Source organism: Mycobacterium sp. 3519A (genome assembly GCF_900240945.1).
GTDB lineage: Bacteria > Actinomycetota > Actinomycetes > Mycobacteriales > Mycobacteriaceae > Mycobacterium.
In genome coordinates this window covers 522,978-537,558 of the sequence record NZ_OESG01000014.1, presented here as the reverse complement: position 1 = coordinate 537,558, position 14,581 = coordinate 522,978, and the positions used below count along the sequence as shown (strand labels likewise).

15 protein-coding genes are annotated in these 14,581 nt (G+C 68.1%); 6 read left to right on the top strand and 9 right to left on the bottom strand.

Features of this window, described 5'->3' with window-relative positions; genetic code table 11:
- Positions 1–21 precede the first annotated feature (21 nt).
- Entirely contained in the window at positions 22–843 is an 822-nt protein-coding gene (locus C1A30_RS23715; protein ID WP_101950795.1) for an arylamine N-acetyltransferase, read from the top strand.
- On the opposite strand, the gene C1A30_RS23710 is transcribed toward C1A30_RS23715, so the two are convergent.
- Positions 821–1,765: an acyl-CoA dehydrogenase family protein gene (locus C1A30_RS23710; RefSeq protein WP_101950794.1), complete on the bottom strand. Its 945-nt coding sequence runs from the start codon at positions 1,763–1,765 to the stop codon at positions 821–823. The genes C1A30_RS23715 and C1A30_RS23710 overlap by 23 nt on opposite strands.
- Positions 1,762–2,901 carry an acyl-CoA dehydrogenase family protein gene (locus C1A30_RS23705; RefSeq protein ID WP_101950793.1) on the bottom strand — a complete coding sequence of 380 codons (1,140 nt, stop codon included), beginning with the start codon at positions 2,899–2,901 and terminating at the stop codon, positions 1,762–1,764. The genes C1A30_RS23710 and C1A30_RS23705 overlap by 4 nt, the downstream gene beginning before the upstream one ends.
- Positions 2,902–2,983: 82 nt before the next feature.
- Here C1A30_RS23705 and C1A30_RS23700 point away from each other — a divergent pair, with 82 nt between their 5' ends.
- Positions 2,984–3,895, top strand: a complete 912-nt coding sequence (locus C1A30_RS23700; RefSeq protein WP_101950792.1) for a helix-turn-helix domain-containing protein — start codon at positions 2,984–2,986, stop codon at positions 3,893–3,895.
- Position 3,896: 1 nt separating this feature from the next.
- Positions 3,897–4,439, top strand: coding sequence for a dihydrofolate reductase family protein (locus tag C1A30_RS23695; RefSeq protein WP_101950791.1), 543 nt, complete (start codon positions 3,897–3,899; stop codon positions 4,437–4,439).
- On the opposite strand, the gene C1A30_RS23690 is transcribed toward C1A30_RS23695, so the two are convergent.
- Both C1A30_RS23690 and C1A30_RS36365 read right to left on the bottom strand, forming a co-directional pair.
- On the bottom strand, positions 4,415–5,038 hold the full coding sequence (locus C1A30_RS23690) for a TetR/AcrR family transcriptional regulator (protein WP_369974205.1): 624 nt from the start codon (positions 5,036–5,038) through the stop codon (positions 4,415–4,417). The genes C1A30_RS23695 and C1A30_RS23690 overlap by 25 nt on opposite strands.
- 19 nt (positions 5,039–5,057) lie before the next feature.
- Positions 5,058–5,189 (bottom strand): hypothetical protein, encoded by a 132-nt coding sequence (locus C1A30_RS36365; RefSeq protein WP_255413251.1) that lies wholly within the window; start codon positions 5,187–5,189, stop codon positions 5,058–5,060.
- Between the two features lie 199 nt (positions 5,190–5,388).
- On the opposite strand from C1A30_RS36365, the gene C1A30_RS23685 reads away from it, so the two are divergent.
- On the top strand, positions 5,389–5,634 hold the full coding sequence (locus C1A30_RS23685) for a hypothetical protein (protein ID WP_101950790.1): 246 nt from the start codon (positions 5,389–5,391) through the stop codon (positions 5,632–5,634).
- Between the two features lie 20 nt (positions 5,635–5,654).
- Here the strand turns inward: C1A30_RS23685 and C1A30_RS23680 are convergent, their stop codons facing one another.
- Together C1A30_RS23680 and C1A30_RS23675 are read right to left on the bottom strand one after the other, a co-directional pair.
- Positions 5,655–7,145, bottom strand: coding sequence for an aldehyde dehydrogenase (locus C1A30_RS23680; protein WP_101950789.1), 1,491 nt, complete (start codon positions 7,143–7,145; stop codon positions 5,655–5,657).
- Positions 7,146–7,200: 55 nt separating this feature from the next.
- Positions 7,201–7,965: a bifunctional 2-polyprenyl-6-hydroxyphenol methylase/3-demethylubiquinol 3-O-methyltransferase UbiG gene (locus C1A30_RS23675; RefSeq protein ID WP_101950788.1), complete on the bottom strand. Its 765-nt coding sequence runs from the start codon at positions 7,963–7,965 to the stop codon at positions 7,201–7,203.
- A 36-nt stretch (positions 7,966–8,001) separates the two neighbouring features.
- On the opposite strand from C1A30_RS23675, the gene C1A30_RS23670 reads away from it, so the two are divergent.
- On the top strand, positions 8,002–9,159 hold the full coding sequence (locus C1A30_RS23670; protein ID WP_101950787.1) for a glycosyltransferase family 4 protein: 1,158 nt from the start codon (positions 8,002–8,004) through the stop codon (positions 9,157–9,159).
- Here C1A30_RS23670 and C1A30_RS23665 read toward each other — a convergent pair.
- Positions 9,156–9,674, bottom strand: coding sequence for a nuclear transport factor 2 family protein (locus C1A30_RS23665; RefSeq protein ID WP_101952840.1), 519 nt, complete (start codon positions 9,672–9,674; stop codon positions 9,156–9,158). The genes C1A30_RS23670 and C1A30_RS23665 overlap by 4 nt on opposite strands.
- A 194-nt stretch (positions 9,675–9,868) precedes the next feature.
- Between C1A30_RS23665 and C1A30_RS23660 the strand changes: the two genes are divergently transcribed.
- A complete protein-coding gene (locus C1A30_RS23660) occupies positions 9,869–11,653 on the top strand; it encodes an FAD-dependent oxidoreductase (RefSeq protein ID WP_101950786.1) in 1,785 nt (594 codons plus the stop codon).
- Here C1A30_RS23660 and C1A30_RS23655 read toward each other — a convergent pair.
- Positions 11,646–13,325 carry a hypothetical protein gene (locus tag C1A30_RS23655; protein WP_101952839.1) on the bottom strand — a complete coding sequence of 560 codons (1,680 nt, stop codon included), beginning with the start codon at positions 13,323–13,325 and terminating at the stop codon, positions 11,646–11,648. The two genes, C1A30_RS23660 and C1A30_RS23655, sit on opposite strands and share 8 nt — an antisense overlap.
- The gene (locus C1A30_RS23650; RefSeq protein ID WP_101952838.1) at positions 13,322–14,518 is read right to left on the bottom strand and encodes a DUF3068 domain-containing protein; all 1,197 of its coding nucleotides are present in this window, start codon (positions 14,516–14,518) and stop codon (positions 13,322–13,324) included. The genes C1A30_RS23655 and C1A30_RS23650 overlap by 4 nt, the downstream gene beginning before the upstream one ends.
- Positions 14,519–14,581 lie beyond the last annotated feature (63 nt).

Sequence of the window (14,581 nt, the reverse complement as noted above, 5' to 3'; positions counted from 1 at the left end):
TTGAGGCCGCAGGATGACGTCATGGATGTCGCCGCCTACTTCGACCGGATCGGTTACCGCGGCCCAGCGGACTCGACGGTCGACACCGTGCGCGCACTGGTCGCCGCGCACAACCGGTCCATCCCGTTCGAGAACCTCGACCCGGTGCTCGGCATCCCCGTCGTCGACCTCAGCGCCGCCGCACTCACCGACAAGCTGGTGCACCGCCGCCGCGGCGGCTACTGCTACGAACACAACGGACTGATGGGCTACGTCCTGGAAGAGTTGGGCTTCGGCGTCGAACGTTTCGCGGGGCGGGTGGTGTGGATGAATCCCGACGGTCCGCTGCCCGCACAGACGCATCAGGTGCTTGGCGTGACCATGCCACGGAGCGACGGACGGCTGCTGGTCGACGTCGGCTTCGGCGGGCAGACACTGACCTCGCCGATCCGGTTGGAGGCAGGCCCTGCACAGGAGACCCGACACGAGCCGTACCGCCTCACCGAGCGGGAAGAGGGCTACCAACTGGAGGCCCAGATTCGTGGCGCGTGGCAAGCCCTGTACATGTTCACCACCCGCCCGCAACCTCGCATCGACCTCGAAGTCGGAAGTTGGTATGTGTCAACGTATCCCGAGTCGCGATTCGTCACCGGACTGACCGCCGCTGTGGTGCACGACGACGCCAGGTACAACCTGCGCGGCCGTCACCTGGCGATCCATCGCGCGGACGGCACCGAGCAGATCACCTTCGATACTGCGGCGGATGTGCTCACCGCCTTGACCGACCGCTTCGGCATCGACGTGGCCGACCTCGGCGACCGTGCTGACGTCGAGGCGCGCATCACCGAGGTGCTGGACAGCTGACCACCACGTCCCACGGGTCGGTCGCCGCCAGCGCCATCCGACCCAGGCGCCGCGCATGGGTCGCCGTCGTGCCGAATTCGTCGACCCATCCGCGGGCAGGCATCGTGTACAGCCACAGTCGGTGTTCCGCCGTGACACCGATGGCGCCGTGCAGTTGGTGGGCGATCGTCGTCACCGGATCGACCGCGCGGCCGACCGCCACCTTCGCGACCGTCACCGCGTAGTCGGTCGCGGCATGGCCAAAACCGTGGTCTGCCGCGGCCGCGACCGCCAATGCCGTTGCCGCGCGGGCGCGTTCGATCTCACCCGCCATGGCGGCGAGCGAGTGCTGTACGGCCTGGAACTTGTTGAGCGTGCGGCCGAACTGCACCCGCTCCGCGGTGTGCGCGACGGTGAGCGCGCACGCCCCGTCCAGCGCGCCGACGATCTGGTTGCACCGCGCCCATGCGCCGCGCCGGGTCAGTTCGTCGGCGACCTCGACGTCGGCGACGCGGGTGTCACTGACCGGGATGTCGAACGCAAACGAGCCCTGCACCACTCCGTCCATGAGCGCGACGTGCAATGCCGAGGACGTCCGTGCCGCCAGCACGACGGTGCTCGCGGGCCAGGGCACGTGCCGGGCGGTCCCCGTGAGACGACCATCGTGCTCGGTGGCGTCGGCGATCGCCACGGTCAGCGGTCCCGCCGCGGGCACCGCCTGCCCGGCGGTATCCGCGAGCCACACCGCGAGCAGGTCCGTCTCCGCAATCGGCACGGCCGCAGCATGTTTCGCCAATCCGGACAACACCACCGCCGCGTCCGCAGGCCCGGCGTCCTGCCGGCTGGTCAGCCGGGCCAGCCCGGTGTCCTCGAGGTTGCGCCACAGATCGTCACCGGTCGAGCGACTACACAGGTCGTCGACCAGTTGCGCCAACTCGCTCATCGCGCCCCCATGCTCTTGGCCACCACGCCGCGCAGCACCTCGTTCGTCCCACCTCGCAGCGTGAACAACGGTGAATGCACCCGTGCGGCGGACAGCAACGCGCGCAACGGTTCCGGCTCCTCGACGTAGTCGAGCAGGTCCGCGACCAGTTCGACGGAATCCTGCTCGAAACGCGTGCCCAGATCCTTCACCAGCGCCGCCCTGGTGGCCGCGTCCTGACCGTCGGCGAGCGTGCGGGCCACCGAGATCGACAGCTGTCGCAACGAAATCAGCCGAGCCACCAGGTCACCCACGTCGGCGGCGACGCCGTCGTCGACGTCCCCCAGCGCGCGGATCACACCGAAGATCAGTGTCGCGGTGGACAGGATCCGCTCCGGGCCGCTGCGCTCGAAGCCCAACTCGGCGGTGACCTGGTGCCAGCCGTCGCCGATCTGCCCAAGCACGTCCTCGTCGGGGATGAACACGTCGGTGAAGAGCACCTCGTTGAAGTGGTGCTCGCCGTTGAGCAACTTGATCGGGCTGATCGTGATGCCCGGCGTCGAGGTCTGCACGATGAACTGCGAGAAGCCCGCGTGCCGATGTTGCGGGTCCGGCGGGCTTGTTCGCGCCAGCACGACGATCTGATGCGCGACGTGCGCGCCGCTGGTCCACACCTTCGTTCCGTTGAGCACCCAGCCGTCGTCGGTGCGGGTGGCTCTGGTCTGCGCGGCGGCGAGGTCCGAGCCTGCGCCGTGCTCGCTCATTCCGATCGCCGAGTACAGCCGCCCTGCGGCGATCCGCGGCAGCAGTCGGCGCCGCTGTTCCTCGGTGCCGTACGACAGCAGCGCGGGCGAGACCTGCCGGTCGGCGATCCAGTGCGCGGCGACGGGCGCGCCGTGCGCGAGCAGTTCCTCGGTGACGACGTACCGGTGCAGATAGCCGAGCCCGCGTCCGCCGTACTGAGTCGGAATCGTCAGGCCGACGAATCCGGCGTCGGCCAGTCGGCCGGAGAAGTCCGGGTCCCATTTCGCCAGCCAGCAGTCGACGGCGGGTTCCCAGCCGAACCGCGCGCGATCGGCGGCCAGGAACTCGCGGACCGCACTTCGCAGCCGGCCCAGTTCGCCGTCGTTGGCGCACAACGCATCGAATTCGCTCACTGGGCACCAGAGTCTAGTGAGCCGCCAACGCAGCAAGAATTGTCATGTCCCGACCGCGGGCCGCCGACCATACTCGGTAACCGTGACCGATCCAGCACGCCGGGACCGACTGCGCGAACTGCTCGATGCGGTCGTCGACGCCGACAACACTGACGTCGGCGACATGGCACGCAGCAGCTACGCCTCGGAGTTCCATTTCTCCCGAGAGGTGCGGCGGCTGACCGGCGAATCCCCGGCCGCGCTGCGGCGCAGGATCATGCTCGAGCGCGCGGCCTGGCGCCTGCACCGCGGCGAGTCGGTGACCGCGGTCGCAGCCGACGAACAGTGGTCGTCGGCAGAGGTGTTCTCCCGAGCCTTCAGCCGCACGTTCGGCGTGCCGCCGTCGCGCGCCGCCGAGGTCGGTTTCCGGCTGCCCGCACCCAACGGTCTGCACTTCCATCCGCCTCAGTCACTGTGGCTGGACAGTGACGGCGACAGCAAGGAGCCCGACATCTCCGCACTCATGGTCGCCCACGACGTCGCCGATACCGCGTACCTGATCGAACAGGCCGCCCAGTTGCCCGAAGCGCAATGGACACAGGAGATCTCGCCGGGACAGGTGATTCTGGACTGGGACGGTCCCGAACCCAGCGTCGGCGCGGTGCTCGGTGCGATCGTCTGGGCCAAGGAGGTGTGGCTGGCGACCATCGAAGGCCGCGACTTCCCGAGTCGGGCGGCCACCCAGTCGACCACCCCGCAAGCGCTCGCCACCCACCACGGCGAGATCGGAAGACGTTGGACTGCAATGGTTTCCGAGTACACAGCGGACGGCCGGCTCGGTGACACGGTGATCGACGCCCTATGCGACCCACCCGAATCGTTTCAGCTGTACGGCATCGTCGCGCACGTGCTGACCTACTCGGCGCACCGGCGCGAACTCGCACGCGCGATGCTGGCCCGCCACGGCGTGCGGACCAGGCACGGCGACCCGCTGGACTGGATGAGAGGAAACTGACATGGCAACCGTTTACTTCACCGCGTCGAGCCTGGACGGCTACATCGTGGACGAAGCAGACAGCTTGGACTGGTTGACATCTCGTGCAATCGACGCCGACGGACCGTTCGGATATGAGGCTTTCATCAAGGGTGTCGGCGCGCTGGTGATGGGCTCGGCGACCTACGAATGGGTGAAGAACAACCAGCCCGGTGACTGGATGTACGAGCAGCCGTCCTGGGTGCTGACCCACCGCCCGCAGATCATCGCGGACGGACATCCGGTGCAGGTGTTCGACGGCGCCGTCGCCGAGTTGCATCCCAAACTGGTTGCGGCGGCGGCCGGTAAGGACGTGTGGGTGGTCGGCGGCGGCCAGACGGCCGCACAGTTCGTCGCGGCAGGCCTGATCGACGAGATGATCGTGACGTACACCCCGTGCTCGCTCGGCGGTGGCTCGCGCCTGCTACCGATGCGATCCGAGTGGGCGCTGGTCGAATCCGGCGTCAACGGCGACTTCGTCTGCGCGCGGTGGCGCAAAGCTCAGTCGTGGCCGGGCAGTCCGTAGCGGCGGACGAATTCCCTTGACTTGATCAGGAATTCGAGCTCCGCGGCGACGTCCCGCAACGGGTCGACCTTGCGCGTCGACCGGCACAGCAGCACCGCGCCCTCCAACGACGCGATGCACGTGATGGCCAACGACGCGGCACACGGCTCGTCGAAGCCGTCGCTGACGAATGCGCGGGTGAGCGCATCGCGCCACCGAGTGAAGATGCTGCCCGCGACGGTGGTCAGCGCAGGTTCGTCGGCGGCCGACCCGATCGCCGCGGCCACCACGGGACAGCCTGCGGTGAAGTCGCTTTCAACGAGCAGGTCCTCCCAGAACGTGACGAACCTGCGAACGAGGTACATGCCGCCCTTGGCGGCGGCCTCGTCGATGACATCGGAGACAAGACCGCTGGCGTACTGCAACGCCTCGGTCAGTATCTGGTTGCGGCCATCGGGGAAGTGGTAATACACCGAACCGCGCGGCGCGCCGCTGCGGGCGAGCACCTCGTCGATGGTGACGCCGGCCGCTCCGCGCTCGCGCAGCACTTCGGCGGCGCTGATCAACATCTTGGTGCGCGTCGACCCGCGTTTGGGCCCGGTCTTGGTCGCGGTGGACAGAACTACCTCCAACGCTCGATCAGGCGGCGCGCCTCAGCTGCGACGGACGCCAGCTGAAGGGGCGCGGGCTGAAGTGGAACAACCGGCGACGGGGTCCGTGCACCTCGTGCGTGAACCGGCGGCCGGCGAAGTTGACCTCAACGATCCACATCGGGTGCCTCCCTGTCTATGCCAAACACCATAAAACTTGGCAACACATGAGCGCAACGAATGTATTCCCCATCACATTCGCTTCAGGTCACGCGCAGGTGAATGCCGTGTTGAGCCTCCTGGCCAAGCCCACATTATGGTCGAAAGCATAATTGGTGTGTTCGCAGTTCAGACCGCCCCGGATGCGTAGGGTGACAACCATGACCGCGCGTCTGTGCAGGTCGTTCACGGCCGCTTTGTGTGCCGCCGCGGTGCTGGGCACCCCGACGGCTGGCGCTGCTCCGCTGGATCAGAACGGCTACAACGGTGCGCCGACCCCGGTGTCGGGCGGCCCGGTGCCGACCGTGAACGGTGTGCCGTGTGTGGCCGGGCATCTCGGCACATGCACCGGCTTCGCGCAGAACCAGCCGCGGCCCACGAAGCCGAGGGCGACGTTCGGCCACTGACGCGCGCGAGGAACAGGACGCTAGATCTCCGGCGTGTAGCCGAACGGCAGCAGGATGCTCTTGGCCTCGCAGTACTGCTCGATGCCTTCCGGACCGTTCTCGCGGCCGAGGCCCGAGTTCTTGTATCCGCCGAATGGGGCGCCCGGATCGAACGCGTACATGTTGACCGCGTACGTGCCGGTGCGGATCTTCTTGGCGATGTCGACGGCCTTACCGAAGTCGGTGGTGAACACGCTGCCCGCCAACCCGTAGACCGAGTCGTTGGCGATGCGGATCGCGTCCTCCTCGGTGTCGAACGGGATGATCGCCAGCACCGGTCCGAAAATCTCCTCCTGGGCGATGGTCATCGAGTTGTCCACATCGGCGAACACCGTCGGCTGGACGAACCAGCCGCCGTCGAGGCCTTCCGGCCTGCCGCCGCCGGTGACGATCCGCGCGCCCTCCTCGACGCCCTTTCGGATGTAGCCCTCGACGCGCTCGCGCTGCTTCTCGGAGATCAGCGGGCCGATCATCGCCGCCGGATCATCGGGCAGGCCGACCGGCGTCGCCGCGACGGCGGCCGACACCTTCTCGACCACCTCGTCGTAGCGCGACCGCGGCGCGAGGATGCGGGTCTGGCCGACGCAGGCCTGCCCGCAGTTCATCAGCCCGGAGAACACCAGCATCGGCAGCGTCGAATCCAGGTCGGCGTCCTCGAGGATGATCGCCGCGGACTTGCCGCCGAGTTCGAGCGTGCACGCCTTGAGCTTCTCGGCGGCGAGCTTGCCGATCTCCTTGCCCACCGCGGAGCTTCCAGTGAACGTGAACTTGTCCAATTCCGGGTTGGCGGTCAGCGCGCGCCCGGTCTCGGGGCCGCCGGGCACCACCGACAGCACCCCCTCGGGCAGACCGGCCTCGGCGAACACCTCAGCCAAAGCGTTGGTGGACAGCGGGGTTTCGGCGGCAGGCTTGAGCACGACGGTGCACCCGGCCAGCAACGCGGGGCCCAGCTTGTTGACCGCCAGGAACAGCGGGACGTTCCACGCGACCACCGCGCCGACCACGCCGACGGGCTCCTTGGTGACCAGCGTCTGGCCGTAGACGCCGTCACGGATCTCGTTCCAGGTGTACTTGTCCGCGGCGCCCGCGTAGTACTGCAGCGTCGATACCGACGCGCCGTACTGCATCATGTCGATGATCGTCGGCGGCTGGCCGGTCTCCAGCTTCAGCAGGTGCTTGAACAGATCGGCGCGATCCTCGAGCAGCTTGAGCGCGCGGCCGATCACCGCGGCCCGCTCGGCGGGCGGCGTCTGCGGCCACGGGCCCTCGTCGAACGCCTCACGCGCGGCGGCGCAGGCGGCGTTCACGTCGGCCTCGGCGGCCAGCGGCACCTGTCCGACCTTCTCACCCGTCGCGGGCGAAAACACCTCGATGACCTCTGCGGATGATGGTTCGACCCACTTGCCGCCGATGAACAGCTTGTCGTATTCGGTCTTGTAGGCCTCAGAGGTAGCCGGGGTCACACTTGTCATGAGCGTCACATTACCTACAGATGGAGGAAACGAGAACCTGTTCCAGTTCAGCCGCTCACGACGGCCGCAGCACCAGCACCAGATTGCTGACGGTGAATTCCCTCAGCCCTGGAACGGCGGTCAGCCACCAGGCCCATCGCGGGTGGTAGCGGGGAAATGCGGCGACGAGCGCGCCGGTGCTCGCGGCCCACTGCAGGCCGTCGGACACCGACACCGCGAACAACGACGATCCGTAGTCATTCTTGGGTCGATGGCCGTGTTTGCGGGTGTAGCGCGCTGCGGCGCGGACGCCGCCGAGGTAGTGCGTCAGGCCCATCTCGTGGCCGCCGAACGGGCCCAGCCACACGGTGTACGACAGCACCGCCAGGCCGCCGGGCCTGGTCACCCGCAGCATTTCGTGGCCCAGTCGCCAAGGTTGCGGCACATGCTCGGCGACGTTGGACGACAGGCAGATGTCGACGCTGGCGTCCGCGAACGGCAGCGCTGTGCCGGACGCCCGCACGTACGGGGTTCGGCGGTCGCCTGCGGCAGGGCCGGCGTGCATCTCGGCCGGATCCGGCTCCACTCCGATGTAGCGCATCCCCGCGCCTTGGAACGCATCTGCGAAATAGCCTGGGCCACCGCCGATATCGAGGACGGTCCGGCCCGCAGGCGCCGCGCCGCCGACTCCGCGCCACAGGTCGCCCACCATCGTCGCGGTGTCCTCGGCGAGTGCGCCGTAGAACCGGGCGGGGTCGGGCTGCTCGTAGCGGAACTGGCTCGCCAGCCGCAGCGACCGGCGTAGGTTCGCCCTCCGGGCGAAGACATCGGTCACGGCCATCAACCAGACCCTAGCCAGCGGTTAGTCTGGGCGGCGATGTCTGCACCCGTCCGCTCCGTGTTGCTGCTCTGCTGGCGCGACACCGGGCACCCGCAAGGCGGCGGCAGCGAGGCCTACCTGGAGCGCATCGGTGCCCGACTGGCCGCATCCGGCGTGCGGGTCACGCTGCGCACCGCCCACTATCCGGGCGCTCGACGGCGCGAGGTCAAAGACGGCGTGCAGATCAGCCGCGCCGGCGGGCCGTACACCGTCTACATCTGGGCCGGGCTGGCGATGGTGCTGGCGCGCATCGGCCTCGGCCCGCTTCGCAACGCGAGGCCGGACGTCGTCATCGACACCCAGAACGGCCTGCCGTTCATGGCGCGGTGGGCGTTCGGCAGTCGGGTCGCGGTGCTGGTGCACCACTGCCACCGCGAGCAGTGGCCGGTGGCGGGTCCGGTGTTGGGCAGGATCGGCTGGTTCGTCGAGTCGAGGCTGTCGCCTCGGGTGCACCGCCGCAATCAGTACGTCACGGTGTCACTGCCGTCCGCGCGGGACCTCACCGGTCTCGGTGTGCGGCCCACTCAGATCGCGGTGGTGCGCAACGGTCTTGACGAGGCGCCCCCGCAGACGCTGACCGTGCCGCGGTCGACGACGCCGCGTGTGGTCGTGCTGTCGCGGCTGGTGCCGCACAAGCAGATCGAGGACGCACTCGAAGCGGTCGCCGCGCTGCGGCCAAGGCTGCCGGATCTGCACCTGGACATCCTCGGCGGCGGGTGGTGGCAGCAGCCGCTGGTCGAACACGCCGCGCTGCTGGGCATCTCCGACGCGGTGACGTTCCACGGCCACGTCGACGACGAGACCAAACACCAAGTGCTGCAACAGTCTTGGGTGCAGGTGCTGCCGTCCCGCAAGGAAGGATGGGCCTTGGCCGTGCCTGAGGCGGGGCAGCATTGCGTGCCCACGATCGGCTACCGGTCCTCGGGCGGGTTGACGGACTCGATCGTCGACGGGGTGACCGGGCTGCTGGTCGACGACCGTGACGACCTCGTCGAGGTGCTGCACCGGTTGTTGACCGACCGGGTGCTGCGCGACCAACTCGGCGCCAAGGCGCAGGCCCGCAGCAGTGAATTCTCCTGGCGCCAAAGCGCGGAGGCGATGCGCACCGTGCTGGAGTCCGTGCACGCGCGCCGGATCGTCAGCGGAGTTATCTAGCCAGTCATCAGCGCGTTGCTTGGCAGCGAAGCGTCGAGCACCTTGTGCGCGGTTTCCACCCCGGCCACCGGCAGCCCGTGCGGGTCGAGCAAGCCCAACTGGACGAGCACACTGGCCTGGTCCCAGTAGATGTGTTCATGGGTGAGCTTGTCGCCCTCGAACTGCACCACCGCGACCATCGGCACCTCGACCCAACGCCCGGTGGGCTCGATCCCTGGCAGCATCCAGTCGATCCGGGTGGTGTGGGTGAACCGCAGGATGAACTCGTCGACGACGGAACTCTCACCCACGGTGCGGCTCACCGGGAACAGCTCCATGTCATCGGGGTTCAACCCGATGAAATGGTTGGCGTAGAACTCACGCAGCTTCGTGAAGCCGACCCCGCCGGTCATCGTCGGAATGTGGTTCACGTACGGCTCGGCCACCATGGTCGCCATGGTGGCGTCGACGTCGCGGGTCTCGAACTCGGCCCTGCAGTGCGCATCCCACAATGCAGCGAGGTCGTGTTCGGCCATCGACTTCACCTCTTCTTCCCGTGTCGTATCGCAGTCCTGCACACACTAAAGGTGCAAACCGGGTGAAATGATCCCGCGATCAGGAGACCGCTGTGCCCACAGCGGATCCGAAGTTCACTTATCGGGCTGAGATGCCGACACACCGGAGGGCATTGACGTCTCCATTGCGGAATGGCGATTAACTTAGTGACACCATGGCGGGTCGGGCCGAGTCGGTGCGCGTGCCGCGCAGGACATTTCTGCGCGGTATGACGACGGCAGGGGTGGCCGCCGCGTTGACCCCCGCGGCATCCGCGAAGGCCGCGCCGCCGGGTAAGTCGGTCGCGGTGTTCGGCGCGGGCGTCGCGGGGTTGACCGCCGCGCACGAACTCGCCGAGCGCGGATTCGCGGTCACCGTGTACGAGCGGAAGGCACTGGGCGGTAAGGCCCGCTCGATCGCGGTGCCCAATTCGGGCGCCGAACCGTTGCCCGCCGAGCACGGGTTCCGGTTCTTTCCCGGCTTCTACCGCAATGTCACCGACACGATGCGGCGGATCCCGTTTGCGGGCAACTCCCACGGCGTGTGGGAAAACCTCACCCGCGCAACGTCTTATCTGCATTCCGGGATGGGTCGGCACGACCTGACCATCCCGCTGCCGTTTCCGCTGCCGACTCTGCCGAACCCGATCACGCCCAAGGCGTTCACCGACTCGGTGGCCACAGTGTTCGAGACGCTGCTTCGGCTGCCGCCACCGGAGGCGCTGTACGCCGCGCAGAAACTGGCCGTCTACGTCACCAGTTGTGACGAACGAAAGCTCGGCCAGTGGGACCAGATGACGTGGGAGGACTACATCGGCGCGAACAACAAATCCCGCGAGTACAACCGCTACCTCGCCGACGGAATCATCCGCAACCTCGCGGCCTCGAAATCCCGTGACGCCAGCGCACATTCGATCGGGCTGGTCGGCGAGGCGTCGGTGTGGTCCATTCTGCTGCTGGGCAACGACTACGACTGCAAGGGGTTCGACAGGGTCCTCAACGGACCGACGAGTGCGCAGTGGATCGATCCCTGGGTGACGCATCTAAAGAGTCTTGGTGTGAAATTCGAACTGGGGCAGGCGCTGTCGAAGTTCACGCCGAACGGCAGGCACATCGCCTCGGCCACCGTCGTCGACGCCGCGGGTCTGCCGCGCACGGTCACCGCCGACTGGTACGTCTCCGCGGTGCCGTGCGAAAAGCTCGCCGCCGTGTTGACCGACGACGTCATCGCCGCAGACCCCAGGTTGGCCAACGTCGCGCTGCTGCGCACCGAGTGGATGAACGGGCTGATGTTCTTCCTCAAGAAGCGGGTGGACGTCACGAAGGGACACGTCAACTACGTCGACTCCGGCTGGGCGATCACCTCGATCAGCGAGGAGCAGTTCTGGAAGAAGAGCCTGACCAGCTACGGCGACGGCACGGTGAAAGACTGTCTGTCGGCGATCATTTCGGACTGGACCACCCCCGGCAATTTCAACAGGAAGAGCGCACGGGACTGCACGCCGCAGGAGATCGCCAAGGAGGCGTGGACGCAGATCAAGGCCCACCTCAACGACACCGACAAGGTGCTCGAGGACGCGCTGCTGCACTCCTGGTTCCTGGATCCCGCGATCATCGATTCCGGGACACCGAACGTCCGCAACGACGAGCCGCTGTTCATCCAGGACCCCGGCTCGTGGACCAGGCGGCCCGAGGCGGTCACCGGGATCGACAACCTGTTCCTCGCGGGCGAGTGGATCAAGACCGACCAGAACGTGACCACGATGGAAGGCGCCAACGAAGGCGGCCGCTACGCCGCCAACGGCGTGCTGCAGGCGGCCGGTTACGGCGGACCGATGGTCAAGATCGTCGAACTGTTCCAGGCGCCGTGGTGGGCGCCGTTCAAGGCTGCCGACCGCGCGCGGTACCGCGCCAAGCTGCCGAACATCCTCGACGTCTTCGACAGCCGGTGGCCTACCTGACCGGTCTGCGCAGGCGCCCCACCGCCAACCCGGCCAGCCCCACCGCGATCGCGGACAACCACACCCAGTGCACACCCACCAGCACGCCGCGGCCCGCCGCGACCGGATGGTCGCCGCCGACCCGGTACAGCGTGAGATCGCCGTCGCGATAGGCCACCGGCAGCGGCAGCTGCGGTGGGGACCACCCTGTGTGCCAGATGTTTTCGACGACGACCCAGCCCACGCCCGCGGCCGCCAACCTGTCGCGATCCGCCCCGTCCAGCACCAACTGCTGAACCTCGCGGGCCCGGTTGCCCTCGCCGGGAATGGTGCGGCCCCCGATGGTCAGATCACCCGTCGTCAACACATCGGCGCGCACCCAGCGCGGCAGCGGGTCGAGCACCGGGGCGGCGCCGGCCCACGCGAAACGTCGCATGCTGTCGACGGGTAACACCGCGACGGGCCGCGGATCGGCGTTGATCAGCGCCGCCGTCCGCGCCCATCCCGGCGGGTAATGCACCGCCGTCATCCTGCCGCCGACGCCCCACGCCAGATCCGGCAGCGTGGCGAGTAGTGCGGCACAACAGACGACGGCGGTGGCCGCGGCCGGAATCCGATGCCGCACCGCCATCACCGCGGCGGCACCCGCCAGCGAGTAGGCGGGCACGGCAAGCGCCACCCACTTCTGTGCGTCACGCACCACACCGAGGCCGGGCAGCGCGCGGATGGCGGCTTCCGCGACGGCCATCCCCGGACCGGTCGCCATGGTCGCGGGCACCACGACGGCCACCGCCGCGAGGATCAACAGCGGGACCGCCTGCGGTCGACGGACGACGGTGCGCAAACCCAGCGCCACCACGGAAAGCAACACCGCCGCGGAGACGATCGCGAAAGCTGTTGAGCGTGAAGCGGGTACAGCATCGGCGTTCCACATTCCGCCGAGGCTGGCCAGGCTGCCCAACGTGCCGAGACCCGGTTCGGCCCTTGCGGCGAACGCGCCGACGCCCTCGGCTTGCGTCGACGACAACGACCCGGCCAGCGCGGCGGCGGTCAGCCACGGCAGCGCCACCACGACTGAGGCGGCCAGCGCCACCGTCGCGCACCACCATCGCGGGCGGCCCGCGCCTGGCGCGAAGACACACGTCAACGCGACCGTCGCGGCCAGCATCAGCCCGGTGGGCGTCAACCCGGCCAATCCGATCCAGAACACCAACGCGCACACCTCGACCCACGGTGTGACGTCCGGCGTCCGCAGTCGCAGCATCGTGGTCGCGACCCACGGCAAGCAGCCGTAGCCGACCATCAAGCTCCAATGCCCCTGCAGAAGCCGTTCGGCGACATAGGGATTCCAGATCGCGATGGTCACCGCGACGACCTGACCGGCCACCCCTGCCTCCGGCAGTACGACCGACGCCAACCTGGCCGCGCCCCAGCCCGCCAGGAAGAGCCCGCCCACCAACAGCGCCTTGACCACCAGGCCGCCGTCGAGGACCTCGGTGGCCATCGCGATCGCGAAGTCCTGCGGCAGCGCCCGCGGCGCGGCTTCCGACAACCCCAGCGCCGCATCGGACACATACGACCGCGGCGTCGACACCGCGTCGCGCAGCAACAGATATCCGGGCGCCAGCAGCGGCCCCGTCACCAGCAGAGCGAGCGCCAGCGCGTACGCAGGCGCGAGGAGGCGGCTGATCAGACCGGTCTGTCCGGAGGCAGATCCGTCGGCCTCGGCGCGGGCAGCTTCTCGGTCTTCGCCTCGGCGCCGGGAACCTGGATGCCCCGGGTGTCGAAGAAGTTGTGATCCGCCTCGTCGAGCCCGGGATCGATCAGCGCCGACTCCGCCCGCAGGCTGAACGACCCGAGCAACGCGCCGCCGACAACGGCCACCAACCCGATCGCGGTGAACGTGATCGGCAGGATGCGGCCCCACAGCCCCAGCTTGTCGCGCTCGTCGTGCGCGCTGGCCACCTGGGATTCCACGGTGTCCTCGGTGGAGGTGACGGTGTAGTCCGCGAACGTCACCTCGGGCTTGAGCGGCTCACGCGCGTAGTAGTGGAAGCCGTGATCTTTCTGCTTGACGATCGTGCCGGACACCGGGTCCACCCAGAAGGTGCGCTGCGCGGCGTAGTACCGGGTCAGGGTGATCGACTCGTCCGGGTTGCCCGGCAGCCCCCACAGTGACGCCCGGGCGGTGACCTCGGCGTCGGCGTCGTCGTCGTACAGCGACGAGTACTTGACCGGCTCGACCAGCTTGCCGTCGGCGTCGTATCCGACGTTCTGGCTGAACTTGTAGGTGGTCAGCCCGTTGACGTCTTCCTCACCGTCGTAGTTGGCGTCGAACGCCTTCTGCGCGATCGGGTCGAACACCGGATACGTGCGCTTCTCGGTGTCGAACGGGAACCGGTAGGCCAGCCCGTCGTGTGGAAGGGCGATGTTGGTCGGCGGCACGGTGTCGTCGACGGCGCGCGGCTTCTGCACGGCGCCGCCCGGGTTGCTTTCGCTGGAGACCGCGGTCGCGGTCTTGCGGTTGACCGTCACCGTGTCGACGAGCGCCAGCAACAGGCCCGCGTCCTGCTGCTTGTCGGTGCGGCGCAGCGTGTTGCCGACCTGCAGGGTGACGACGTCGGCGTTGGACGGCGCCTCGACGCTGATCTGCTGCTGCTGCACCACCGGGACGTTCTTGTTGATCACGAACTTGTCGGAGTTCAGCGACTCGGGATCGAACACGGTGCCGGTACCGTCGGCGACCAGGGTGGTATCCAGGTTCAGCGGGATCTTGGCGATCTTGCCCTTGGTGTACGTGGACAGCAGCAGCGCGGCAATCAACAGGGCGGCCCCCAGCCCCAAGATTCCGCAGGCTGCTATGCGCATCGCCACGGTGCGGTTCAAGCCGCCCTCCTTCACTTTCCCGACAGACCACTTCGCCCCCACCCCGACCAGGGACTGGCGGCA